This is a genomic window from Kitasatospora purpeofusca (assembly GCF_000718025.1).
In the GTDB taxonomy this organism is placed as follows: Bacteria; Actinomycetota; Actinomycetes; order Streptomycetales; family Streptomycetaceae; genus Kitasatospora; species Kitasatospora purpeofusca.
On sequence record NZ_JODS01000022.1, the window covers coordinates 177,444 to 201,407 of the forward strand.

The 23,964-nt window shown below is 75.5% G+C and carries 21 protein-coding genes; 11 read left to right on the top strand and 10 right to left on the bottom strand.

Going from position 1 to position 23,964, the window contains the following annotated elements; all coding sequences use genetic code 11:
- Positions 1-17: 17 nt before the first annotated feature.
- Positions 18-758 (top strand): class F sortase, encoded by a 741-nt coding sequence (locus tag IF01_RS0127845; protein WP_030396307.1) that lies wholly within the window; start codon positions 18-20, stop codon positions 756-758.
- Positions 759-856: 98 nt separating this feature from the next.
- Here IF01_RS0127845 and IF01_RS0127850 read toward each other — a convergent pair whose 3' ends face one another.
- Together IF01_RS0127850 and IF01_RS0127855 are read right to left on the bottom strand one after the other, a co-directional pair.
- A complete protein-coding gene (locus IF01_RS0127850; protein WP_030396308.1) occupies positions 857-1,888 on the bottom strand; it encodes a methyltransferase in 1,032 nt (343 codons plus the stop codon).
- A gap of 74 nt (positions 1,889-1,962) precedes the next feature.
- Positions 1,963-3,060 (bottom strand): right-handed parallel beta-helix repeat-containing protein, encoded by a 1,098-nt coding sequence (locus IF01_RS0127855; protein ID WP_030396309.1) that lies wholly within the window; start codon positions 3,058-3,060, stop codon positions 1,963-1,965.
- 235 nt (positions 3,061-3,295) lie between these two features.
- On the opposite strand from IF01_RS0127855, the gene IF01_RS0127860 reads away from it, so the two are divergent.
- Positions 3,296-4,282 (top strand): deoxyribonuclease IV, encoded by a 987-nt coding sequence (locus tag IF01_RS0127860; RefSeq protein ID WP_030396310.1) that lies wholly within the window; start codon positions 3,296-3,298, stop codon positions 4,280-4,282.
- A gap of 76 nt (positions 4,283-4,358) precedes the next feature.
- On the opposite strand, the gene IF01_RS0127865 is transcribed toward IF01_RS0127860, so the two are convergent.
- Complete coding sequence (locus IF01_RS0127865) at positions 4,359-5,777, bottom strand: lamin tail domain-containing protein (RefSeq protein WP_030396311.1); 1,419 nt, start codon at positions 5,775-5,777, stop codon at positions 4,359-4,361.
- Between the two features lie 329 nt (positions 5,778-6,106).
- Here IF01_RS0127865 and IF01_RS0127870 point away from each other — a divergent pair, with 329 nt between their 5' ends.
- Together IF01_RS0127870 and sph are read left to right on the top strand one after the other, a co-directional pair.
- A complete protein-coding gene (locus IF01_RS0127870; RefSeq protein WP_037781315.1) occupies positions 6,107-8,203 on the top strand; it encodes an MMPL family transporter in 2,097 nt (698 codons plus the stop codon).
- A gap of 72 nt (positions 8,204-8,275) precedes the next feature.
- Positions 8,276-9,313 carry a sphingomyelin phosphodiesterase gene (gene sph, locus IF01_RS0127875; protein ID WP_051756330.1) on the top strand — a complete coding sequence of 346 codons (1,038 nt, stop codon included), beginning with the start codon at positions 8,276-8,278 and terminating at the stop codon, positions 9,311-9,313.
- Between the two features lie 31 nt (positions 9,314-9,344).
- Here sph and IF01_RS0127880 read toward each other — a convergent pair whose 3' ends face one another.
- The 3 genes from IF01_RS0127880 to IF01_RS0127890 all read right to left on the bottom strand — a co-directional run bounded on the left by IF01_RS0127880 (position 9,345) and on the right by IF01_RS0127890 (position 14,592).
- Positions 9,345-9,587 carry a hypothetical protein gene (locus IF01_RS0127880; protein WP_030396314.1) on the bottom strand — a complete coding sequence of 81 codons (243 nt, stop codon included), beginning with the start codon at positions 9,585-9,587 and terminating at the stop codon, positions 9,345-9,347.
- A gap of 5 nt (positions 9,588-9,592) precedes the next feature.
- On the bottom strand, positions 9,593-12,829 hold the full coding sequence (locus IF01_RS0127885) for a DEAD/DEAH box helicase (RefSeq protein ID WP_030396315.1): 3,237 nt from the start codon (positions 12,827-12,829) through the stop codon (positions 9,593-9,595).
- Between the two features lie 125 nt (positions 12,830-12,954).
- Positions 12,955-14,592, bottom strand: a complete 1,638-nt coding sequence (locus IF01_RS0127890; protein ID WP_030396316.1) for an FAD-dependent monooxygenase — start codon at positions 14,590-14,592, stop codon at positions 12,955-12,957.
- A gap of 255 nt (positions 14,593-14,847) precedes the next feature.
- On the opposite strand from IF01_RS0127890, the gene IF01_RS48540 reads away from it, so the two are divergent.
- The 7 genes from IF01_RS48540 (at position 14,848) to IF01_RS45980 (ending at position 21,232) form a co-directional block, all read left to right on the top strand.
- A complete protein-coding gene (locus tag IF01_RS48540; protein WP_030396317.1) occupies positions 14,848-15,030 on the top strand; it encodes a hypothetical protein in 183 nt (60 codons plus the stop codon).
- 151 nt (positions 15,031-15,181) lie between these two features.
- A complete protein-coding gene (locus tag IF01_RS0127900) occupies positions 15,182-15,385 on the top strand; it encodes a YegP family protein (protein WP_030396318.1) in 204 nt (67 codons plus the stop codon).
- Positions 15,386-15,518: 133 nt separating this feature from the next.
- The gene (locus tag IF01_RS0127905; RefSeq protein ID WP_030396319.1) at positions 15,519-16,832 is read left to right on the top strand and encodes a glycosyltransferase family 4 protein; all 1,314 of its coding nucleotides are present in this window, start codon (positions 15,519-15,521) and stop codon (positions 16,830-16,832) included.
- Entirely contained in the window at positions 16,829-18,019 is a 1,191-nt protein-coding gene (locus IF01_RS0127910) for a glycosyltransferase (RefSeq protein ID WP_030396320.1), read from the top strand. The genes IF01_RS0127905 and IF01_RS0127910 overlap by 4 nt, the downstream gene beginning before the upstream one ends.
- Before the next feature lie 185 nt (positions 18,020-18,204).
- Complete coding sequence (locus IF01_RS0127915) at positions 18,205-19,185, top strand: SGNH/GDSL hydrolase family protein (RefSeq protein WP_078880363.1); 981 nt, start codon at positions 18,205-18,207, stop codon at positions 19,183-19,185.
- A 13-nt stretch (positions 19,186-19,198) separates the two neighbouring features.
- Positions 19,199-20,014, top strand: a complete 816-nt coding sequence (locus IF01_RS45975) for a hypothetical protein (RefSeq protein WP_244215648.1) — start codon at positions 19,199-19,201, stop codon at positions 20,012-20,014.
- A 90-nt stretch (positions 20,015-20,104) separates the two neighbouring features.
- Positions 20,105-21,232 carry an NUDIX hydrolase gene (locus IF01_RS45980; protein ID WP_078880364.1) on the top strand — a complete coding sequence of 376 codons (1,128 nt, stop codon included), beginning with the start codon at positions 20,105-20,107 and terminating at the stop codon, positions 21,230-21,232.
- Positions 21,233-21,389: 157 nt separating this feature from the next.
- Here IF01_RS45980 and IF01_RS0127930 read toward each other — a convergent pair whose 3' ends face one another.
- The 4 genes from IF01_RS0127930 to IF01_RS0127945 form a co-directional block, all read right to left on the bottom strand.
- Positions 21,390-21,764, bottom strand: a complete 375-nt coding sequence (locus tag IF01_RS0127930) for a hypothetical protein (RefSeq protein WP_030396324.1) — start codon at positions 21,762-21,764, stop codon at positions 21,390-21,392.
- A gap of 191 nt (positions 21,765-21,955) precedes the next feature.
- Positions 21,956-22,348: a roadblock/LC7 domain-containing protein gene (locus IF01_RS0127935; protein ID WP_369826319.1), complete on the bottom strand. Its 393-nt coding sequence runs from the start codon at positions 22,346-22,348 to the stop codon at positions 21,956-21,958.
- 82 nt (positions 22,349-22,430) lie between these two features.
- Positions 22,431-23,567, bottom strand: coding sequence for a hypothetical protein (locus IF01_RS0127940; RefSeq protein WP_051756334.1), 1,137 nt, complete (start codon positions 23,565-23,567; stop codon positions 22,431-22,433).
- Entirely contained in the window at positions 23,564-23,947 is a 384-nt protein-coding gene (locus tag IF01_RS0127945) for a hypothetical protein (protein WP_030396327.1), read from the bottom strand. Before IF01_RS0127945 ends, IF01_RS0127940 begins: the two co-directional genes overlap by 4 nt.
- Positions 23,948-23,964: the final 17 nt, after the last annotated feature.

The window sequence follows — 23,964 nt, forward strand, 5'->3', positions numbered from 1 at the left end:
GAGGAGTACGAACGACGATGGCCGGTCTGATCCCCGGTACGTCCCGGCTGCTGCGCGCGGGGATGGGCGCGGCCGCGGTCGGTCTGCTGCTGATCTACAACTCGGTGGACAGCGTCCCGGCGGACGACGCGGCGGCCGCCGGGGCCGCTCCCCCGGCCGCCGCCGCGTCCGCCGCACCGGGACCGGCAACGGGGTCCCCCGCGGCCCCCGGCCCCGCCTCCCCGGCCCCCACCGCACCCGCGGGGGCCGCGGCCCCCGCACCCGCCGCGCCGGTCAAGGCGGCGGCCCCGCTGAAGCGCTCCAAGCCGACCAGGCTGCGGATCCCGCAGCTCAACGTGGACGCCCCCTTCACCGAGCTCACCCTGAACCCCGCCGGCCAGCTCAACGCCCCGCCGCCGGACGACAAGAACCTGGTCGGCTGGTACCGCGACGGCGTCACCCCCGGCGAGCGCGGCGCCGCGGTGGTCGCCGGACACGTCGACACCACCAAGGGCCCGGCGGTGTTCCTGCTGCTCAGCCTGATGCTGCCGGGCAACAAGGTGGAGGTCCGGCGGGCGGACGGCACGGTCGCGGTGTTCTCGGTGGACGCCGTGGAGACCTTCGCCAAGGACGCCTTCCCCGACCAGAAGGTCTACGGGAAGACGCCCGACGCCCAGCTCCGGCTGATCACCTGCGGCGGCACCTACGACAAGAAGCGCCGCGACTACCTGGACAACGTGGTGGTCTTCGCGCACCTGGAGTCCAGCCGCAAGGCCTGACCCCCGCCCCGCGACGCCCACCCGCACGCACCCACGACACGGCCGCCGGTCCCCCCTCGGAAGGGGACCGGCGGCCGTGTCGTTCCGGCGGACCGGGGTCAGCCGCGCACCACGGCCTCGAAGGCGTGCAGGTACGGGTTGACCGCGCGCACCTCCCGGACCTCCAGCCCGGCCTCGGTCATCAGCCGGACCATGCTCGCCTCGGAGTGCTTGGCGCCGCCGACGTTGAGCATCAGCATGAGGTCCATGGCGGTGGTGAAGCGCATCGAGGGGCTGTCGTCGACGAGGTTCTCGACCACCACGACCCGGGCGCCCGGGCGGGCCGCGGCGACCACGTTCGCCAGCGTGCGGCGGGTGCTCGCGTCGTCCCACTCCAGGATGTTCTTGATGATGTAGAGGTCCGCGACGACCGGGATCGCCTCCCGGCAGTCACCGGGGACCAGCCGGGCCCGGTCGGCGAAGGCGCCGCCCTCGCGCAGCCGGGCGTCGGCGCCCGCGACCACCTTGGGCAGGTCCAGCAGGGTGCCGTGCAGCGCCGGGTGCTTCTCCAGCAGGCTGGCGAGGACATGGCCCTGGCCGCCGCCGATGTCGACCACCGAGTCGATCCCGGTGAGGTCGAGGTAGGCCGCGAAGTCGGCCGCGGACTGCCGGCTGGAGGTGGTCATCGCCTTGTCGAAGACCCTGGCGGACTCGCCCGCGTCGCTGTGCAGGTAGTCGAAGAACTCCTTGCCGAACAGCTCGGGGAAGACGTTGCGGCCGGAGCGCACCGCCTCGTCCAGCTTCGGCCAGGCCTCCCACGTCCACGGCTCGGTGCACCACAGGGAGATGTAGCGGAGGCTGTTCGGCGCGTCCTCGCGCAGCAGCCGGGACATGTCGGTGTGGGTGAAGCGGTCGCCGTCGAGCTCCTCGAAGATGCCGTAGCAGGTGAGGGCGCGCATCAGGCGGCGCAGCTGGCGGGGCTCGGTACCGAGCTCGGCGGCGAGGTCGGTGACGGGGGTGGGGGTGTCGCCGAGCGCGTCGGCGACACCGAGCCGGGCGGCCGCGCGGACGGCGGCGGCGCAGGCGGCGCCGAAGACGAGCTCCCGCAGGCGCATGGCTGCCTGCGGGGTGGTGGCGGGTGCGGTGGTCATGGGGCCGGGTCTCTGCTTTCTGCGGGGGTCGGTGGAGGTGAGGACGCGCTCCGGGGGCGCGGGCCGGGAGCCGGTCAGCAGCGGCCGGCCGGCTCGGAGACCGCGCACTGGTTGCGGGCGAAGGAGTTGTCGGTGCCGGTGTCGCGGTCGGCCAGGTCGGCCGGCCCGTTGCCGAGCACGAGGTTGTCGGCGACGGTGTTGCGGGCGTTGGCCACGCCGACCACGCTGTGGACGAGCACGATGCCGCCGGAGAACGGCGAGGCGCCGACGTTGTCGCGGACCTCGTTCTCCGTCACCGAGGTCTCCTCGGCCCCGGTGAGCACGATCCCGGCGCCCTGGATGTGGTCGAGCCGGGGGTTCGGCGGGCAGTAGCGGTTGTTGGCGACGACCTGGTTGCGGGTCACGGTGAGGGCGCCGGCCCGGGGCACGCCCTCGTCGCCGACGACGAACACCCCGCCGCAGTTGCCGTGGATCCGGTTCCGCTCGACGCTCAGGTCGCGCAGCCGCCGGACGGTGACGCCGACCCGGTTGTCGGTCAGCAGGTTGGCGCTGACCAGGGTGCCGTCCGCGGAGAGGGCGCCGCCCTCGCTGTCCACCGAGTTGGCGAGGAAGACGCCGGACTGGCCGTTGCGGGTGGACTCGTTGGCGGTGATCACGCCCCGGGTCGACTTCTCCTGGCTGATGCCCTGCTGGCCGTTGTCGTGCACGAAGGTGGCGCGCACGGTCAGCCCGGTGGTGCCGGAGGCGCTGATGCCGTTCTTGCGGAAGCCGGTGACGGCGAGCGCCTCGACGGTGACGCCGGCGAGCGGCCGGTCGTCGGTGCCGGCCACGCAGAGGCCGTGGCCGGCGGCCGCGCAGACGGCGGCGCCGTCGGCGGGCACGGGGGCGGATGCGTCGGCGGGCAGCAGCACGCTGTCCCGGCCCGCGCCGCGCAGGGTCAGGCCGGGTGTGGTGATCCGGACGCTGCCCCGGTACTCGCCGGGGAGCAGCTGCACGGTGTCGCCGGGCAGGGCCGCGTCGACGGCCTGCTGAATCGATTCGCCGGGCCGGACCAGGTGCAGGTCGCCGGCGGCGCGGGCGGGCGCGGCGCCGACGGCGGTGAGCACGGTGGTCAGGGCGGTCGTGGCGGCGGCGGTGGCCGCGGCGAGGTGGTGGACCCGTCGCGTGGGCATGAGTGGTGACCTGCTTTCTGACGCGCCGACGCGGGGGCGCGCTCGCGGGGACGTCGGCACGATGACGCGGGGTGGTCGGGAGGTGACGGCCGGTGGGTGTCGGCCGAACCGACGCTAGGGGCGGGCGGGAGGCCCCGCCACCAGGGTTGGGCTGCCGGGCTGACGGGGCGTCGGCCGGTCGGGGGCACCGGCCCGGCCGACGGCGGTCCGCCGTCGGCGTGCCATGCTCGGGGCCATGAGCACCAGCACCGCCGCAGCCGCCACCCCCGCGGCCGGGACCGCCGCAGCCGAGACCGCCGCCGACCTCCGCAACCCGATCGGCGCCCACGTGCCGGTGGCCGGCCGCGGCCTGGCCGGCACCGGCCTCGCGTACGCCGGGCGGGTGGGCGCCGAGACGGTGCAGGTGTTCGTCGCGAACCCGCGCGGCTGGGCGACGCCGACCGGCAACCCGGCGCAGGACGCGGAGTTCCGGGCGGCCTGCGCGGAACGGGCGGTCCCCGCGTACGTGCACGCGCCGTACCTGATCAACTTCGGCTCGGACAACCCGGTGACCAGGGAGCGTTCGGCCGACTCGCTGCGCCACTCGCTGCGGCGCGGGCACGCGATCGGCGCGCTCGGCGTGGTGCTGCACACCGGGTCGGCGGTCGGCTCCGCCCCGGGCGGCGGCTCCCGGCGGGCCGAGGCGATGGCCCAGGTCCGCGAGGACGTGCGGCGGCTGCTGGACGAGCTCGACGCGCTCGGCGAGGACGCGCCGTGGCTGCTGCTGGAGCCCACGGCCGGCCAGGGCAGCTCGCTCTGCGCGCGGATGGAGGACCTCGCCGGGTACATGGAGGCACTGGACGGGCACCCGAAGGTCGGGGTCTGCCTGGACACCTGCCACGCCTTCGCGGCCGGCCACGACCTGGCGGCGCCGGGCGGCGTCCGGGCGACCCTGGACGCGCTGGTCGAGGCCGCCGGGCCGGGCCGGCTGCGGCTGATCCACGCCAACGACTCCGAGGACGCGGTCGGCGCCCGCAAGGACCGGCACGCCAACATCGGCGCCGGTCTGATCGGCGCCGAACCGTTCCGCGAGCTCTTCGAGCACCCGGCCACGGCCGGCGTCCCCCTGATCGTGGAGACCCCGGACCGCAAGCACGGCGGCGAGGGCGCCGGCCACACCCTCGACATCACCGCCCTGAAGCGGCTCCGCTCCCGCGCCGCCACCGGCCCGCTGCCGGTGTGAGGACAAGCTACGACCGCAACGGCCGCGGCCCCGAGCCGGGTGGCTCGGGGCCGCGGGGCGGACGGCTGTCCCCGGATCAGCAGGTGATGGTGCCCCTGCGGAGGGCGTGGCCCCCGGTGTTGCTGTCGTCGGACCAGTAGACGGGCTTGCTGCCGCCGACGCACTCGGCGCCGCCGGCGATCGCGAAGCCCTCGTTGTTGAGGTTGGACATCCCGGTCGGGCGGTTGAAGACGGCGGTCGTCGCGAAGGCGCCGGAGGCGTTGACCTTCAGGGTGCGGTGCTGGCCGTTGCAGGTGTCGTCGCAGACCACCCACAGGCGCGAGGTCTGCGGCTCCCACTGGACCTCCATCACCCCGGCCAGGCCGGTGCTGATCGAGGCGACCTTGGTGAAGCTGCCGCTGTCCTGGAGGACGAAGCCGTGCACGGCGCCGGTGCCCTCGACCCCGACGAAGAACACCCCGCCGGTGTGGGCGGCGTACCCGGCCGGGTCGTAGGCCGCGCCGGTCGACTCGTCCTTGAAGCCGGCGGCGGTCAGCGCGCTGTCCGGCACCCAGGTGATGCCCTCCAGGCCGAGGTTGGAGCCGACCGCGGGCAGGCTCGCGGTGAGGTTCCACTCCTTGGTGGCGGTCAGCGTGCTGCCGGTGCCGCTCACGTCGTAGCGCAGCACGGACAGCCGGCTGGTGCCGGACGCGTCGCCGTTGCGCTCGCTGGAGACGAAGACGCCGCCCGCCGCCCCGGCGGAGGTGACGGTCACGCCCTCACTGTCGGGGCTGCCGGTGCCGCCCGGGAAGCGCAGCGTCTTGCCGGAGCTCCAGCCGGAGGCCGTGTCGGGGGTCCAGCCGCCGGAGCCGTCGGGGAGCAGGCGCCAGAGCTTGCCGGAGTTCTGCGCGCCCCACAGCACGCCGCCGTCCTGGTAGAGACCGCTCAGGTCGGTCCCGAAGACGTTCGAGGCGTCGGCGGTGGCGATGCTGCTGCTACCGGGCCAGGCCACCGGGGTGCCGCCGCCGGAGCCGCAGCTGTTGGCCGCGCCCAGGGTGAGCTGGGCCTGGGCGAAGGCGCCGGTGCCGTCGGGACAGCGCGACCAGGACGGCGCGGAGTGGGTGCTCCAGGTGAAGCTGTCGACCAGGGTGCTGCCGTTCGGCAGGTACAGCCGGGCCTTGTCCGCGGAGCCGAGGCCGAAGGCGTTGTGGACGTCGAAGGCCTTGAACGCGCCGGCGGCGAGGGTGGTGCCGGCGGCGACCTTGTAGCTGGAGCTGTTGTTGTCGTCCTTGAGGACCCAGCCCGAGATGTCGACGGCGGCGGTGCCCTTGTTGACGAGCTCGATCGAGTCGTTGACGGATCCGGTGGTCACCACCTCGTTGATCCGGATGTCGTCGGCCGGCGCGGCGGCGGCCGGGGACGCCCCGAGCACGCCGGTGGCCAGCACGGGGCCGAGGGCGGTGGCGAGGAGGAGGGCGAGGCTGCGGCGTCGACGCGGTGCGCGCGATGCGGTCACGATGTCCGTCCTGGGGGGAAGGGCTGACAGGGCGCCACCACCGTCCCGGTGGCCCGCCAACGCAGCGACGCCGGGAGGCGAGCGCGGTGTGAACGACGGAAGAACCACAGCACGCCGGGACCACCCCCGCACCGTCCGCGCGCCCCCGCCCCACCCGACCCACCGGGCCCGGGTCCGGAGCGGCTCCGGGGACCGGTCGCCACACGGTCGGCGGCCCGCCGGTGCCGCTCGGGCTGCCGGGTCCGGGGGCCGGTGCCAGGCTGGAGCGGACGATGCCGACGCGTGGTGCCGACCCGCGCCGCCGCAGCCCCGAGAACGGTGGTCCCCCGATGAGCCCGACCCGGAGACTGGCCGAGCTGCCGTGCGGACGCCGCAGCAAGTGGGTGGTGCTGGCCCTGTGGCTGGTCCTGCTGGTGGTGGCGGGCCCGCTGGCGGGCAAGCTCACCGACGTCGAGGACAACCAGGCGTCGAGCTGGCTGCCCGGCAACGCCGAGTCCACCCAGGTGCTCGACGAGCAGCGCGCCTTCCAGCCGGTGGACACCGCCCAGGCGGTGGTGGTCTACGTCCGGGAGGGCGGCATCACGCCCGCCGACAAGGCCGAGGCGGTCAAGGACGCCCGGGCCTTCGCCTCCGCCCCGCACGTGGTCGGCCCGGTGACCGGGCCGGTGGAGTCCGCCGACGGCCAGGCGCTGCAGACCATCGTGTCGGTGGACATCGGCACCGGCGGCTGGCAGGACCTCCGCCCGGCGGTGGACAGCCTGCGCGCCACCGCCGCCGAGAACAGCCTCGGCATGACCACCCATGTCACCGGCCCGGCCGGGGTCGGCGCCGACCAGGCCGAGGCCTTCGCCGGCATCGACTCCACCCTGCTCGCCGCCACCGTCGCCGTGGTGATCGTCCTGCTGCTGCTCACCTACCGGAGCCCGGTGCTGTGGATGCTGCCGCTGTTCTCGGCGGCCGGGGCGCTGGTGGTCGCCCAGGCGGTGATCTACCTGCTGGCCGACCACGCCGGACTGACCGTCAACGCCCAGAGCGCCGGCATCCTCATCGTGCTGGTGCTCGGTGCGGGGACGGACTACGCCCTGCTGCTGACCGCCCGCTACCGGGAGGAGCTGCGCCGGCACGAGGACCGGCACGAGGCGATGGCCTTCGCCCTGCACCGGGCCGGTCCGGCGATCCTGGCCTCCTCCGCGACCGTGGTCGCCTCGATGCTCTGCCTGCTGGTCGCGGAGATGAACTCGACCAGCGGCCTCGGCCCGGTCTGCGCGATCGGCGTCCTGGTGGCGCTGGTCGCGATGCTGACCCTGCTGCCCGCACTGCTGGTGATCCTCGGTCGCTGGGTGTTCTGGCCGGTGAAGCCCGCCTTCGGCACGCCGGAGCCGACCCGCTCCGGACGCTGGGCGCACGTCGGCGAGTGGATCGCGCGGCGGCCGCGCAAGGTGTGGATCGGCACCGGGCTCGTCCTGGCGGCCTGCTGCGTCGGACTGGTCTCGCTGAACGCCACCGGGCTCAGCACGGCCGGCAGCTTCACCGGGACACCGGACTCGGTGGTCGGTCAGCAGGCCCTGGAGGCGCACTTCCCGGCCGGCACCGGCGCGCCGCTGACCGTCGTCTCGGCGGCCGCCGAGAGCGGCGCGGTCCGCGAGGCGACCCGGGCCACGGCCGGGATCGCGAGCACCACGGAGCCGACGTTCCACGAGGGGCGGGCGCTGTTCCGGGCGACGCTCACCGACCCGCCGGACAGCCAGGCCGCCAAGGACACCGTGGACCGGCTGCGGACCGCCGTGCACGCCGTGCCGAACGCGGACGCCCAGGTGGGCGGTTCGACGGCGGTGATCCTGGACGCCGGCCGGGCCGCGACCTCCGACAACCGGACCATCATCCCGCTGGTGCTGGGCGTGGTGCTGGTGATCCTCGCCCTGCTGCTGCGGGCGGTCACCGCGCCGCTGGTGCTGATCGCCACCGTCGTCCTCTCCTACGCGGCGGCGCTGGGCATCAGCGCGTTCTTCTTCGAGCACGTCTTCCACTTCGAGGGGCAGGACAACTCCTTCCCGCTGTTCGTCTTCGTGTTCCTGGTGGCGCTGGGGATCGACTACAACATCTTCCTGATGACCCGGGTGCGCGAGGAGGCCGTGCAGCAGGGCACCCGGCGGGGGGCGGTGGCCGGACTGGCCGCGACCGGCGGTGTGATCACCTCGGCCGGCCTGATCCTGGCCAGTACCTTCGCCGTACTGGGCACCCTGCCGGTGGTGGGCTTCGCCGAGATCGGCTTCGCGGTGGCCCTCGGCGTGCTGCTGGACACCCTGGTGGTGCGCTCCGTCCTGGTGACCGCGCTGACCGTCGACCTGGACCGGCACATGTGGTGGCCGAGCGCGTTGTCCGGACAAGTTCCTCCGCCCGAGAAGGAGTTGGCCAGACAGCTTTAAGTTACCAATGAGTTCATATGGTTATCGTTCACTGTCTGGACGAGCGTGGCCCGGTCTCGCTTCACTGCGCACATGCCAACTCCCTCCACGCGCCGCCCCGGCGCGCGCCTCGCCGCGGTGTGCACCGCTGCCGCCGCCCTGCTCGCCCCGCTCGCCGCCGCGCCGAGCGCCCTCGCCGCCCCCGCGGCGGGCAGCACCACCGCCGCTTCGCAGGGCGCCACCGCCGCGCTGCCGACGGTCGCGCCGCTCAAGGTGCTGACGTACAACATCTTCCTGATGAGCAAGAACCTCTACCCCAACTGGGGCCAGGACTACCGGGCCAAGGCCATCCCGGCCGCCGACGTGTTCCAGGGCCAGGACGTCGTGGTGCTCCAGGAGGCCTTCGACAACGCCGCCTCCGACGCCCTGGTGGCCCAGGCCTCGGCGCAGTACCCGTACCACACCCCGGTCGTCGGCCGCTCGACCAGCGGCTGGGACGCCACCTACGGCAGCTACAGCTCCACCACGCCGGAGGACGGCGGCGTCACCCTGCTCAGCAAGTGGCCCGTCCTGCGTAAGGAGCAGTACATCTTCAAGGACGCCTGCGGGGCGGACTGGTGGTCCAACAAGGGCTTCGTCTACGCCGTGCTGAACGTCAACGGCGTGCGCACCCACGTGATCGGCACCCACCTCCAGTCCACCGACTCCGGCTGCTCGGCCGGCCAGCCGGCCACCGTCCGGGCCGCCCAGCTCAAGGCGATGAAGTCCTTCGTCGACGCCAAGAACATCCCGGCCGCCGAGCCGATCGTGCTCGCCGGAGACCTCAACATCGACTCGCACGGCAGCGAGTACCCGTCGCTGCTGGCCAACGCGGGTGTGGCACCGGCCACCACCCGCGACGGCTGGGTCAACTCCTTCGACACCGCGGACAACTCGATCGCGGCCTACCGCTACCCCGGCGAGCCGAAGGAGGACCTCGACTACGTCCTCTACCGCGCCGACCACGCGCGCCCGGCCGCCTACACCAACTCGGTGGTCCGCTTCCACAGCGCGCCCTGGACGGTGAGCAGCTGGGGCACCAGCTACACCTACAACGACCTGTCCGACCACTACCCGGTCACGGCGGGCTGAGCCGTCGGCACCGCACGGCGGTCCACCGGGGTCAGCCGGCCCCGGTGAACCGCCGGTAGGCGGCGGCGAGTCCGGCCTCCAGCGGGCGGCCGCGCACCGTGATCCCGGAGGGGCCCAACGCGTCCAGGGCGGTGGGCGCTTCGTCCCGCCCGGGGTCGACCGGGGTCGGCACCCGGCCGTGCCAGTAGACGTCGAGCAGTTCGGCGAGCGGCCGGTCCGCGCCGCGGTCCGGGCGGTACTCCGGCGGACGCTCCGAAGGGGTCGCAGGGGTCATCGGGGTCACGCTCCGATCGAGTCGGCGGACAGGGTGAGCAGCTCGCGCAGCCGCTCGGCCGGGAGCTCGGCCAGCCACTGCTCGTCGGCGCCGAGCGCCGCCTCGGCCAGGGTCCGCTTGGCGGTGAGGAGTTCGTCGATCCGCTCCTCGACCGTGCCCGCGCAGACCAGCCGGCGCACCTGCACGTCACGGCGCTGCCCGATCCGGTGCGCGCGGTCGGTGGCCTGGTCCTCGACCGCCGGGTTCCACCAGCGGTCCAGGTGCACCACCTGGTTGGCGGCCGTCAGATTGAGCCCGGTACCGCCCGCCCGGAGCGACAGCAGGAACACCCGCGGCCCGTCCGGCGACTGGAAGCGCTCGACCATGGCGTCCCGGCGCCCGCGCGGCACCCCGCCGTGCAGATAGAGCACCTCCTCGCCCAACTTCCGCCGCAGATAGGGCCGGAGCATCGCACCGAACTCGGCGTACTGGGTGAACACCAGCACCCGGTCCCCCTCGGCCAGCGCCTCCGTCAGCAGCTCCACCAGCCGCTCCACCTTGCCCGAGCGCCCCGCCACCGCCGTGCCGTCGTGCAGCAGCTGGGCCGGGTGGTTGCAGACCTGCTTGAGCCGCCCGATCGCCGCCAGCACCGCGCCCTTGCGCTCGACCCCGCGCAATCCGCCCAGCCGCTCCAGCAGATCGGTGACCACCGCCCGGTAGAGCCCGGCCTGCTCGGCGGTCAGCGAGCAGCTGACGGTGAACTCCTGCTTGGCGGGCAGGTCCTGGACGATCTGCGGATCACTCTTGCGGCGGCGCAGCAGGAACGGGCCGGTGACCCGCCGCAGCCGGGCCGCCGCGTCCACGCTGCCGGTCTGCTCGACCGGGTTGGCGAACCGCTCCCGGAACGACTCCGGGCTGCCGAACAGGCCCGGGTTGGCGAAGTCCAGTACGGCGTGCAGATCGGCCAGCCGGTTCTCCACCGGGGTGCCGGTGAGCGCGATCCGCGGGCCGGAGCGCAGCGAGCGCAGCGCCCTGGACTGCCGGGCCGAACGGTTCTTGATGTGCTGCGCCTCGTCGGCGACGATCCGCCGCCAGTGGATCCGGCGCAGCTCGGCGGCGTCCCGCTGGACCACCCCGTAGGTGGTGATGACCAGGTCGGGGAGGTCGGCGGGGTCGGCGGAGCCGTCCAGGCCGGTGCCGCTGCTGGCGCCGGCGCCGTCGCCGGGCGCGGCCGGGACGGGCGCGGTGCGGTCGGGGCCGTGGTGGACGTGTACCCGCAGGCCGGGCGCGAAGGCGGCGGCCTCCCGGCGCCAGTTGCCGACCACCGACATCGGACAGACCAGCAGCACCGGGCCGCGGGCCCCGCGTTCCCGCTCCAGCGCGAGCAGGGCCAGCGTCTGCACCGTCTTGCCGAGGCCCATGTCGTCGGCCAGGACGGCGCCGAGGCCGAGCCGGCCGAGCGCGTCCAGCCAGGCCAACCCGCGCCGCTGGTACGGGCGGAGGGTGCCGGTGAAGCCCTCGGGCAGCTCCGGGACGCGGTCCGCCGGGCCCGGCCGGCCGGCCAGCAGATCGCCGATCGGCCCGGCCGCCCGCACCTCGGTGACCGGCAGGCCGTCCACCACCGCGCCGTCGTCCACGGCCAGCCGCAGCAGTTCGACCGGCGCCATGGTCCCGCTGCCGTGCTCGGCCAGAAACCTTACCGCGACGGCGAGTTGGGCCTGATCCACCTCGACCCAGCGGCCCCGCAGCCGGACCAGGCCCTGCTGGGCGGCGGCGAGGTCGGCCAACTCCCGCTCGGTCAGCGTGATGTCGCCCAGGGCGAGCCGCCACTCGAAGTCCAGCACCGCGTCCCGGTCGACCTGCGCGGCGCGCCGCACCGCGGCCGGGCCGTCGGCGGGCGCACCCGCCGTCAGGACCAGGCCGAGCCGGGGGCGGCGCTGCCACCACGCGGGCAGCAGCACGCCGAAGCCGGCGGCGGTGAGCGCGGGCGCGTCCTCGCGCAGGAAGCGCAGGGCGCCGGCCCGGCCGAGCCGGGCCTCGGTGGGGAAGGTGCCGGTGAGCACGGCGCGCAGCTCCGGGGCGACCCGGACGGCGCGGGCCAGCTCCTCGTGGAACGCCTCGACCGGATCGCCGGCCCCGGCGGGGACGGCGTCCGCCAGCGCCTCCCGGGCCGGGTCGCGGGCGCCGGGGCGCAGCGCGGCGGCCGGGACCACCAGGGACGGGCGGTCGACGGCGCGGACCAGCAGGTCGAGCCGCCAGGAGTCGGCAGCGTCCGGGTCCGTACGGTCGTCGACCGCCGGGCCGGCGACGTCCGGGTCGGCGTCGTGGCCGAGCGGCTCGGTGAGGCGGAAGTCGAGCCGCAGCGGCCCGTCCGCCGGGCGCGCCGACTGCCAGGCCGCGAGCCGTTCGGGCAGTCCGGTGGGCGGCTCCTGGCCGAGCCGTCCGTCGGGCGAGTGCAGGGCGGCGAGGAAGGGCTCCGCGGGCGGATCGAGCTCGGCCAGCGCGACCCGGGCCTCCTGGTCGACCAGGGCGTCGAGCACCCCGGTGAACAGCGCGGCGGCGGTCGGCGGCGCGGTCCGGTCGGCCGTGCCGGGCCTGCCGGGCCTGCCGTCGGTGGAGGCCGGCGCCGGGTACTCGGCCCGGCACACCGGCGGGCAGCCCGCGACCAGCGCGGCCGACTCCCGGCGGGCCGGCGCGTCCGGCGCGGGCCGCCAGCGGGCGTACCACTCCCCCGCCTCCTCGACCGGCACCGGCAGCAGCCGCCCCCGCCCGACCAGCCGCCAGGCCAGATCGTGCACGGCGGCCAGCCAGCGCACCGAGGCGCCGTACGCCAGCTCGGCCGGCGTGCCGTCCGGCAGCTGCACGGTGGCGCCCGGCCAGTGCGGATCGTGCAGCGCGCCGAGCAGCTGGGCGGCCTGGGAACGGTCGAAGAGCAGCGCGGGCACCCGCCACGGACTCAGCCCCACCCCGCGCGGGCCGGCCCCGACCGGCAGGTCCGGCGACGCCGCGGGCCGCCCGCCGAGGCTCGGCAGCAGCAGCCCCGTCCACCGCTCGACGGCCTGCTCGGCCAGCCACCCCAGCCCCGGCCCGACCGTCCCCAGCAGCCGCGCCACCTCCCCGGCCGGGCAGGCGAACGGGTGCGCCGTGCCACCCCGGTCGGCCCGGTCCCCGGGCTCGTACGCATCACCCCGGTACACCGCCGCGTCCTCCGCCCAGACGGCGAGCCGGCCGTCGGCTCGCCAGAGCGCGTGCAGGGCGTACATCGGCGGGCGGCACCTCTCGACGGGACGGGTCTCCCACCTTAGGCGGTGCCTCCGACAACGCCCGCTGAGGGCACCTGACCTGCGGCGCGGCTGCCCTGGTTGTCGCCCTGGCTGTCGGCTGTCGGCTACCGGAAGGTGCGGCGCAGGTGGGTGGTCAGGGCGGCGGGGGTCGGGGCGGGCAGCCGGGTGGCCAGGTAGCCGTCCGGGCGGACGAGGAACGCCTCGCCGTCGGCCGGGGCGTAGGCGGTGCGGAAGGATCCGGCGGCGTCCCGCGCGTACGGCAGCAGCAGCCCCTCGGGCGGCGCCGGGGCGTCCCCGGCCAGCACCGCGTGGACGTCCAGCAGGCCGTGTGCCGCCGCGCGGGCCGCGTCGGCGAGCGCGTGCAGGTGTTCCGCCCGCGCCGTGCCGCCGGGCCCGGCGTCCGTGTACAGCAGCAGCGCGTGGTGCGGGCCGGCCCGCACCAGGTCGAACAGCCGTTGGGGGAAGGCGGTGAGCGGCCGTTCCAGCCCGGTGCAGTCGGGCGCGCGGTCCCCGGCCCGCGGTCCGGCGCCGGTCGCGTCGTCCCCGCCACCGAGCGGTCCGCCCCGGTAGTTCACCAGCAGCTGGGCCTGGCGCAGCAGCACCGTGGTGAGGTCGTCGGCGTCCGCCTCGCCCCGGGCGTGCCGCACGGTGCGGCCGACCACCTCCGCGCCGACCGGGTGGCGCTCGGCGTGGTAGCTGTCGAGCAGCCCGTCGGCGGCGGCCCCGCGCAGCGCGAGCGCGAGCTTCCAGGCCAGGTTGTGGGCGTCCTGCACGCCGGTGTTCATGCCCTGGGCCCCGGTGGGCGGGTGGATGTGCGCGGCGTCGCCGGCCAGGAACACCCGCCCGACCCGGTACCGGTCGGCCAGCCGGTGGCTGATCCGGAAGACCGAGGACCAGCGCAGCGCCCCCGCCGTGGCGGGCCGGGGCGAGAGCCGGTCGAGCACCGCCTGGATGTCCGCCACTCCGGGCCCCCGTCCGCCCGCCAGTCCGTGGGTGACCTCCCCGGCGTCCGCGCCGTCCGCCGCGTCCTCCGGACCGGACGGGACCAGCATCGACACCCGGTAGCGGCGGCGCCCCGGCAGCGGGATGCAGACGAGCACGTCGTCGGGCGCGCCGTCACCGGTGCGGCGCAGGCACCGCACGCCGTAGCCCCCGGGCAGGTCCCAGTCGACCTCGACGTCCCCGAGCATGTACCGCTCCGGGAAGGCGTCGCCCGCGAAGTCGACGCCGATCGCGCGGCGGACCCGGCTGTGCGCGCCGTCGCAGCCCAGTACGTACCGCGCGCGCAGCACGGCCGGACCGTCCGGGGTCGCCAGTTCGGCGCGGACGTGGTCGTCCTCCTGGTCGAGGCCGAGCAGCTCGGTGCCCCGCTCGACCCGCGTCCCGAAGCCGGCCAGGTGCTCGGTGAGCAGCCGCTCGGTGGTGTCCTGCGGGAGCGCGGCGAACCGGTACGGCACCTCGGCGGGCAGCTCCAGCTCCAGCCGCGGTCCCGGCTCGCCGTCGACGAAGACGAGCTGGCCGAGCAGCGGCACGGCCTCGTCGAGGACCCGGCCGACCAGCCCCATCGCCTCCCACACCTCCAGGGTGCGGGGCTGGATGCCGACGGCCTTGGCGTACGGCTGCGGCCGGTCCAGCCGGTCGACGATCCGGCACCCGACGCCGCGGCGGCGCAGTTCGGCGGCGGCCGTAAGCCCGACCGGTCCGGCGCCCACGACCAGGACCTCCGTCCCGGTGTCGTCCATGAACCGTGCTCCTCGGTCCCCGAGCCGTCCCCCTCCCAGCCTGCGCCGACGGTTCGGGGCCCCGCCAGTCGTGCCACCGGCGCGACGGCACGGCGACGTCCCCGCGACGGCCCCGCGGCGGCACGTTCCGAACGGTCGCGACCGGACCCGGCGCTTTCCCTCAGCTGACCGAGTCCCGCACCCGGTGAGGTGGTTCGCTCGGCACCGACGGCGCGGGGAACCGACCGCGACGGAGGACCGATCGAGGGAGCAGTCATGGGCAGGGAGTTGTCGAAGAACGACATCGTTCGCCAGGTGCGGAGCGACTCGCGGATCCGGGTGCAGGTGGAGGCGGAGGTGTCCCTGGACGACGTGGTGCGACTGCTGCGCCGGCTCTTCCTGGGGGACGCCGCGGCCGACGCCATCGAGGCGGCCGCCTTCACCCTCTACCACGACTGACCGGACCGGGGCCGGCCGGACCGTCGACGGCCGGCCGAAGCCCCCGGCCCCGTTCGGAGTAGCCCCCTGATGCCTCATCTGACATGCGCGGCAAGGGATTTGCCCCTACGTTGCGTTGCGAGGGGGTCACCGAAGGAAAGGCGAACACTCCATGGCCGGCAAGTTCGAGCTGTACACCGACGACAGTGGCATGCACCGGTTCCGACTCAAGGCGAGCAACGGCACGGTCGTGGTGACCGGCGACCCGCAGGAGAACCGGGACGACTGCCTCAAGAGCATCGAGTCGATCCGCAAGCTCGCGCCCTACGCGGAGCTGAAGGAGACGGCCGCCGGAGCGGCCGGAGCGGCTCGTTGACGTCTCGGTGACGTCGCGCTGATGCCCCCGGGAGGGCGGGACGCGGGTCGGTGGCACAATTCGCCGACCCGCGTTCGTTTGTACGACAGATCCCTTTGGCCGCCTGCACGCCGGACCCGGACAGAACACTGGCATGCGTGTCGTCATCGTCACCGAGTCCTTTCCCCCCGAGGTCAACGGCGTCGCCCACAGCGTGCTGCGGACCGCCGAGCACCTGCTCCGCCGGGGACACCAGCCGCTCGTCGTCACCCCGGCGCCCGCGCGCGGCGCGCAGAGCCCCTCGCACACCTTCGGCGCCGGCGGCGTGCCGGACGAGCTGCCGGTGGTGCGTGTGCCCTCCGTCCCGCTGCCCGGCTACCCGCAGGTCAGGATCGCGCTGCCGAGCCGCCAGCTGGCCGCCGCGATCCAGGGCCACCGGCCCGACCTGGTCCACCTGGCCAGCCCGTTCGTGCTCGGCGCGCGCGGCGCGCAGGTCGCCGCCCGGCTCGGCCTGCCGATCGTCGCCGTCTACCAGACCGACCTGGCCGGGTACGCGCACGCCTACCGGGCCGGGCGCGGGCTCGGCGAGGCCGCCGCCTGGCACCGGATCCGCACCGTCCACGGCCTCGCCGCCCGGACCCTCGCGCCGTCCACCCCCGCCGCCCAGGACCTCACCGCGCACGGGGTCTCCCGGGTCCAGCTGTGGCCGCGCGGCGTGGACTCGGCCCGCTTCCACCCCCGCCACCGCGACGAGGCGCTGCACCGGGCGCTCGCCCCCGGCGGCGAGGTGCTGGTCGGGTACGTCGGGCGGCTCGCGCCGGAGAAGCGGGTGGACCTGCTGGCCGAGACCGCGACGCTGCCCGGCGTCCGGGTGGTGGTCATCGGTGACGGGCCCTCCGCTCCCGGCCTGAAGGCCGCCATGCCGGGCGCGGTCTTCCTCGGCCGGCGCACCGGCGAGGAACTGGCCCGATGTTTCGCGACCCTGGACGTGTTCGTGCACACCGGTCCGCTGGAGACCTTCTGCCAGACCATCCAGGAGGCGATGGCCAGCGGCGTCCCGGTGATCGGCCCGGCCGCCGGCGGACCGCTCGACCTGGTGGCGCACCACCGCACCGGGTTGCTCGTCCCGCCCCGCGACGGCGCGGCGGTGGCCCGGGCGGTGACGGCCCTGGCCGGGGACGCGGAGCTGCGGGCCGCGTACGGGCGCGCCGGGCGGGCGGAGGTGACGGCGCGCACCTGGGAGGCGGTCGGGGACCTGCTGCTGCGGCACTACGCCGAGGTGCTGGCGGAGCACCGCGGGGTGGCGGTCGCGGACGTGGCGGGGGCGGACGTGGTGGATGCGGCCCCGACCGCAGGCCCCGTCCCGCCACCGGTCGTCGTCCCGACCTCGCTGCCGCCGACTGCACCGCCGACCTCGCCGTCGACCGCTCCGCCGACCGCCCCGCTGACGGAGGAACTGCCCGCATGACCACCGGCCCGCTCCGGATCGTCCGGGTGGCCAACTTCGTCACCCCCGTCTCCGGCGGACTGCGGACCGCGCTGCGCCACCTCGGCGCGGGCTACCGGGCCGCCGGGCACACCCCCGTACTCGTCGTGCCCGGGGAGCGCCGCGCCGTCGAGGAGGACGAGCAGGGGCTGGTCGTCACCCTGCCCGGCCCGGTGCTCCCCGGCAGCGGCGGCTACCGGCTGCTCACCGACCGCCGGGCGGTGGCCGCCGAACTCGAACGGCTCGCCCCCGACCGGCTGGAGGTCTCCGACCGCACCACGCTGCGCTGGACGGGCGCCTGGGCCCGGCGGCACGGAGTGCGCTCCGCGATGGTCTCGCACGAGAGCGCCGTCGGACTGCTGCGCACCTGGGGTCTGCCCGGCCCGGTCGCGGGGGCCGCCGCGAACCGGCTCAACGGCCGGACCGCCCGGTCCTACGACACGGTGATCTGCACGACGGACTGGGCCGCCGCCGAATTCCGCCGCCTGGGCGTACGGAACCTCGCCCGTGCGCCGCTCGGAGTGGACCTGGCCACCCTGCGCCCGCCGGACGACGACGCCCGGGCCGCCGAACGCGCCCGGTACGCGGACCCGGACCAGGTGCTGCTGGTGCTCTGCTCCCGGCTCTCCACCGAGAAACGCCCCGAGCTCGCGCTCGACGCCCTGGAAGCACTCCACTCCACGGGGCCGGGGATCGGGATCGGGGCCGGTGCCAGGGCCGGGGCCGGGGCCGGGGCCGTGCTGGCGGTGGCCGGCACCGGGCCGCTGCGCTCCCGGCTCGCGGCCTCCGCCGCGCGGCGCCGACTGCCCGTGCACTTCCTCGGCCACCTGTCCGGGCGGGCGGCCGTCGCCCGGTTGCTCGGCTGCGCCGACGTGGTGCTCGCGCCGGGGCCGGTGGAGACCTTCGGCCTGGCCGCGCTCGAGGCGCTCGCCTGCGGCACCCCGGTCGCGGTCAACCGGGGCTCGGCCCTGCCCGAACTGGTCGGCACTGCCGGCGTGGCCGCCGAGCCGACGGGCGCGGGCTTCGCGGAGGCGGTGCGCGAACTCCTCGCCCGCCCCGAACCGGCCCGCCGCGCCGCCGCCCGCGACCGGGCCGAACGCTACGGCTGGCCGACGGCGGTCGCGGCCTTCCTCGCCGCCCACGGCGCGGCCCCGGTCACGGCCGGCTGAGGCACCGGGCGCGGGGCGTCGGGAGTCGGGCGTCGGGCGTCGGGCGGAGTGGGAAGTCGATCCCGCCGACTTCCCACTCCGACGCACAACGGAGCAGCGGGACAACGGGACAGCACGACAGCAGGTCGGCACAACAACGGCAGGGAACGGCCGGGCCGGAGGGCCCGGGAACGGTGGGAGGTGCGATGAACACGATCGCGGCGGTGGACGGGGACGGCGGAGGCGGCACCGTACCCGGTGCCGCACGGGGAGCGGCCCGCCCGGGCGGGCGAACGACCGGCGAAGCGGTGCGGTTCGTCGCCCTCGGCGACTCCCTCACCGAGGGCATCGGCGACCCGATCGCCGACGGATGGCGCGGCTGGGCGGCCCTGCTCGCCCGGTCGCTGGCCCCGCCGCAGACCGGGGTCGAGTTCACCAACCTCGCGCGCAGCGGCGCGCTCACCACCGACCTCACCGCGGAGCAGCTGCCGGCGGCCCTCGCGCTGCGCCCGCAGTTCGCGGCCGTGGTGGCGGGCGGCAACGACACCCTGCGGTCCGGCTTCGACGTGGAGCGCACCACCCTGGCCCTCGACACCGTCCTCGGCCGACTCACCGACAGCGGCGCCGTGGTGCTGACGGCCTGCCTGCCGGACCCGGGCACCCTGCTGCGGCTGCCCAGACCGCTCGCCCGCCCGCTCGCCCGGCGGATGCGCGCGGTCAACACCGTGGTGCACGCGCTCGCCGTCCGCCACCACGCCGTCCACCTGCACCTCGCCGAGCTGCCGTGGACGGCGGAGCGCCGACTGCTCAGCGTCGACCGCCTGCACCCGAGCGCCGAGGGCCACCACCTGATCGCCCGCGGGTTCCACGACCTGCTCGCCACCACCGACCACCCCCTCGGCCCCGCCCCCACCCCGGCACCGGCCGAACCCCCGCCCGGCACCCTGGCCGACCTCTGGTGGATGGCCACCCGCGGCACCCGCTGGGTCCTCGACCGCAGCACCGACCTCCTCCCGGGCCTGCTCGCCCTCGCCGCCGTCGAGGGCTTCGCCCGCCTGCGCGGCACGACCGACCGCCAGGACCACCGCATGACCCGGGCCACCACCACCGCCCTCGCCGCCCTCCCCGGGCCGCCGGGTCAACAACCGCCCCGGGTAAATCCGTTGCCACCGAGCGCGTCCGTATGACAGGACTGCACCGGTGAACACCCTGCCGCCGCTCCCCGGCCCGCTCCCACTGCCCGCACCGGACCCGCGTGCCCGCGACATCGTTCTCGACTTCGCCGGCATGGACGCCCTGGTGGCCGACCTGGTGCTGCCCGCCGACGCGTGGATGTACGTCATGAGCGCACTGGAAACGTCCCGCGAGCTCATCCGGCACTCCTACTACCGGTACGAGTTCGCCACCGTCGCCGTCACGCATTCCCTGTTCGCCCTGGAGCACCTGCTTGCCGGGCGCCTGGGCGTCGACGGACCGCTCCCGGTGCTCATCGAGCGGGCCCGCGACGCAGGGCTCGTCCCGGCCGAACTCGCGGCCGAACTCGATCGCGGACAGGAACTGCGCGACCGACTCGCGCAGGGCACCGTGACCAGTGCCGCGCTCCGCCCGGCCATGGCCGTCGCCATGGTGCGTGCCGTCTTCGAGGCGGTTTCTCTGCTCCTTCGCCCACCGGCTGCGGCGGAAACGGCAGCCGCCGATGTGGGCCGAGGACAGCCCGGGGACCGACTCGCCCGGCTGTGGGAGGAACACCTGCGCGCCCCGTACCCCGACAGTTTCCGCGGCGTGGACATCGAGGGTGTGGAGCTGGCCCTCCTGGACGCCGACGTGGCCGGCCTGGTCCAGCGGGAGTTGAACGGCAGGCTCGACGACGGTCTCATTGCCAGGCTCTGGGCGTGCATCGCAGACCTCGACCGGATCGTGCCCCTGATCGACTCGGCCTACTGCGCCGTCTACTTCGCGAAACTCCGGACGATGGCCGTACTCGCGGCAACACGCCACACCCCCACCGCGACCTGACTCGCGGCAGGGGTGAACCGGGGCGGTGGGGAACCGGGGCGGTGGGGCGGGGTGTCGTGACACGTGACCGGACGGACGAAGGGGGTACGGATGGCGGCGGAGGCTTCGAGGGCTTCGGGGCAGGAGTTGCTGGCGGCGGCGGGGGTGCTGTTCCCGGACGGGCGGGGGCGGGTGCTGGTGGTGCGGCTGCCGTACAACCGGAGGCACCCGGTGGCGGTGCCGGGCGGGGGTTGGGACCCGCAGGACGGCTCGCCGCGGCGGACGGCGGTGCGCGAGATCGAGGAGGAGCTGGGTTTCACGCCCCGGCTGGGGCCGCTGGCCTGCCTGGACTGGACGCTGGACGACCACCGTCCGCCGATCGCCGCCCACCTGTACTGGGCCGAGCCGCTGACGCCGGAGCAGGCGGCGGCGTTCACGCCGGACCGGGCCGAGGTGGGCGGCTGGGCCTGGCTGACGCCGGAGCAGGCGGGCCACGCGCTGCCGCCGCGGCTCTCCCGGCGGGTGACGGCCTGTCTGCGGGCGCCCCGCGCGGCCGGGCCGCTGGAGCTGGAGGACGGTCACCCGGTCGGGCACGTCCTCGAGGTGCTGACGCCCGGCCCGGTCCCGGAGTACACCGGCCCGGCGGGGCTGTCGGAGCTGTCCGCGCAGTGGCCGCCGACAGCGGGCGGACCGCCGGCCGATGACCCGCCGCCACCGCTGGACCGGGACGCCTACTACGCCGGCCTCCCCCGGGTCCGGGCCAAGGCACGGACGGTGTTCACCGACCGGGAGGGCCGGGTCCTGCTGGTCCGGCTGCGGCCGTGGGACCTTCCGGGCGGCGAAGTACCGCACTGGACGCTGCCGGGCGGCGGTGTCGAGGCGGACCGGGAGCTGCCCCGGGCGGCGGCCCGGCGGGAGGTCCGGGAGGAGCTGGGCTGGTCCTGCGAGCCGGGCCGGCTGCTGGCCCTGGACTGGATGCCGGGGCGGGCGGCCGATCCGGCCGCGGACAGCGACACCGCCCGCCTGGTCTACCTGTTCGACGGGGGCACGGTGGGTGAGGAACTGCTCTCGTCGATCGTGCTGGCCCCGGAGGAGCTGGTCGAGTGGCGGCTCTGCGCGCCGGCGGAGGCGCGGGCACTGCTGGCGCCCGCACTCTGGGCGCGGACTGCGGCCGCGCTGGCGGCACGGAACCGGCCGGGCGGCCCGGCCGAACTGGTCGGCGGGTACCCGGCCGGCTGAGCCGTCCTGGTCCGGCCCCGGGGCGGGCGGCGTCCCGCCGGTCCCGGGTGCGGCCCGCGGACGACACCGCCCCGGCGGCCGACCGGACCACTGCTCGGTCCGGTCGGCCGCCGGGGAGTACGGTCACCGAGGAGTAGGGCCGCCGGACGGACGCCGGTCAGACCTCCAGCTCGGCCTCGATCTTGACGAGCTGATGGCGGGCCATCGCCAGGTTCGCCCGGCCCTTGTCCAGCGCCAGGTAGAGGAAGAGGCCCTTGCCGCTGCGGCCGGTGAGCGGGCGGATCAGGTGGTACTGGCTGCTGAGAGTGATGAGGATGTCCTCGATCCCGTCCCCCAGGCCGAGCATGTCCATGGTGCGCATCTTGGCCCGGACCACGTCCGTGTTGCCGGCGGCGGCGACGTTGAGGTCGAAGCCGCCGGGGCCGTCGAGGGTCGCGAGCGCCATGCCGCTGTTGTAGTCGACCAGGGCCGCGCCGATGGCGCCCTCGATCACGGTCATGGCCTGCTTGAGCGCGCCTGCGGCGTCGGTCATGTCACTGTCTCCAGTTCGTCGGTGCGTCGGTACGCCGAAAAAGTCGGTACGTCAGTACGTCGGTGGGTCGCTACGTCGATGGGTCGGTAGGGCAGTACGTCGGTATGTCGGTACAGCGGTAGGTCGGTAGGGCAGCAGGTCGGTACGGCGGCAGGTCGACGAATCGGCCCGCCGGGAGCCCGGGGCGGGTGTCAGTACTCCCGGGCGTCCTTGGGCAGGAGGGTGTCGTTCAGGAGCGCGGTGATGCGCTGGGCGGAACGGCGGGCCTCCAGGTGCAGGCGGCCGACGTTCGCGTCCGGGTGGGCGAGGAGGGTGAGCACGCAGCTCCCTCCCGCCGCGTAGGTGGCGACATAGCCGTGCTCACCGCGGACCAGCGACTCCCGGAACTCGCCCTGGCCGGTGCTGTCGGCGAGCCGTTGGGCCAGGCTGAGCGAGGCCGCGGTCATCGCCGCCAGGCCCGAGGGCTCGGTCCCGTGGGTGTCGTGGGCGACCAACAGGCCGTCCACACTGGCCACCAGACCGCCGGCGAGATGCGGTACCCGGTGCTTGATGGCGCGGAGTTCGGCCAGCAGCTCGGTCTCCAAGGCGATCAGTTGTCTCCTTCCGACACGCTGCTTGAGCGCCCGCCTCATGGCCGTGCGGGGGGCGTCGCGGGCGGAGAGTGGTTCAAAGTCTGGCCTCCAGAAGGGTTCGGACCCGGATCAGCAGAGCTGTGTCCGGATCGGCGGCGGTGAGCGGGAGGGCGGTGGTCCGCGGCCCGGACGCGGCCTGCGCCGGTACGGACGGAACCGTCGGCAGCGGCGGAGCCGCGGGAGCCGACGGAGCCGCCGCGCGGCCGGTGAGCGCGGCGAGCGCCGCGCCGGGAACACGCCGGTGCAGACCGCCGGGCCCCCTCGGCACCGGCACCGCGCCGACCGTCCCGACGCCCGGGCCCGGCCCGACCCCCGGCGCGACGCCCGCCGCGCACCCGGCTCCGACGCCGGAGCCAGTGCCGGCTCCGGGAGCGGTGCCGGCCCCGGGACCGGCGAGCAGTCCGGCGGCGGCGAGGCGGCGGACGTCCGCCGTGGTGGCGAACGCGGACCGGCCGAACAGCCGGGCCAGCTCCGCGACGGTTCTCCGGCCGTCCGCGCGGTCGAGCAGCTCGTACTGGCGCCGGGTCGGCGGACGCACCCGGCGGGCGTGGCGCCCGGGGGCGGGGGCCTGGGCGGCGGTCCGGCGCAGCGGCACGGTGTCGAGCTGCGCCGAGGGCCAGATCCGGTCGAGCAGGTGCCGCCGGCGTTCGGCCTCGCGGCGGAGCCGGTGGGCGCCGACCGCGGCCACCGGGCCGAGCCAGTGCCGCATGCCCGGGGCGAAGGTCCAGGAGGCGAGGGTGGCAGGTGTGTCGAGCAGGAAGCAGGCGGCGTCGTAGAGGGTGCCGAGGTGGCAGAGTTCGAGTTCGCCGCGGGTGAGCCGGCCCTGTTCGACCAGGGCCTCGCCGACCCGGGCGTACGGGCCGAAGCGGTGGACGGCCTCCTGCCAGGTGTCCGGATCGAGCCGTCCGCTGGTGGTGAGCAGCGTGGCGAGGTCGGGGGCCCGGTGGGACTCGGCGTGGGTGACCAGGCCGTCGACCAGGTAGACGGTTCCGGCGGGGCCGCGCAGGGCGCCGGTGGCCCGTTCGGCGGCGAGCCGTTCGACGGCCGCGCCCGGGGTCCAGCCGGGGTCGACGGCGACCGGGAGCACGGGCGCGACCGGGCCGGCCGGTGGCCGGAAGCCGACCTGGGTGCCGACGGTGGCGGCCGGGTCGCTGGTGACGGGGTTCGTCATCCGAGCACCAGTTCCTCGGCGAGCGACTGGAGCCGGTAGCGGGCGCCGGCGAGGTTGCCCTCGGCCCGGTCCAGCCAGAGGTGCAGGACGAGGCGGCTGTCGAAGACGGTATCGATGAAGCAAAGGAGGTGGTAACTGCGGCCCGCGGTCAGGATGATGTCCTGCAACGGTGCCTTGCCGTCCTCCGCCGCGGTGAAGGTGGCTCCCTCGACGGCCGCCCGGACCAGGTCGGTCGCCTCCGCCGCCGTGGTGTCGTGGTCGCCGGTCGGACTGACTCCGACGCTGCCAAGGGCGAGTCCGCTGCTCCAGTCGATCAGACCGGCGGCGCGGGCCCCGGCGATGGCCATCGCCTGGGACAGGCACTCGTCGATACCCGGCACTCGGGCTCCTTCGGAGG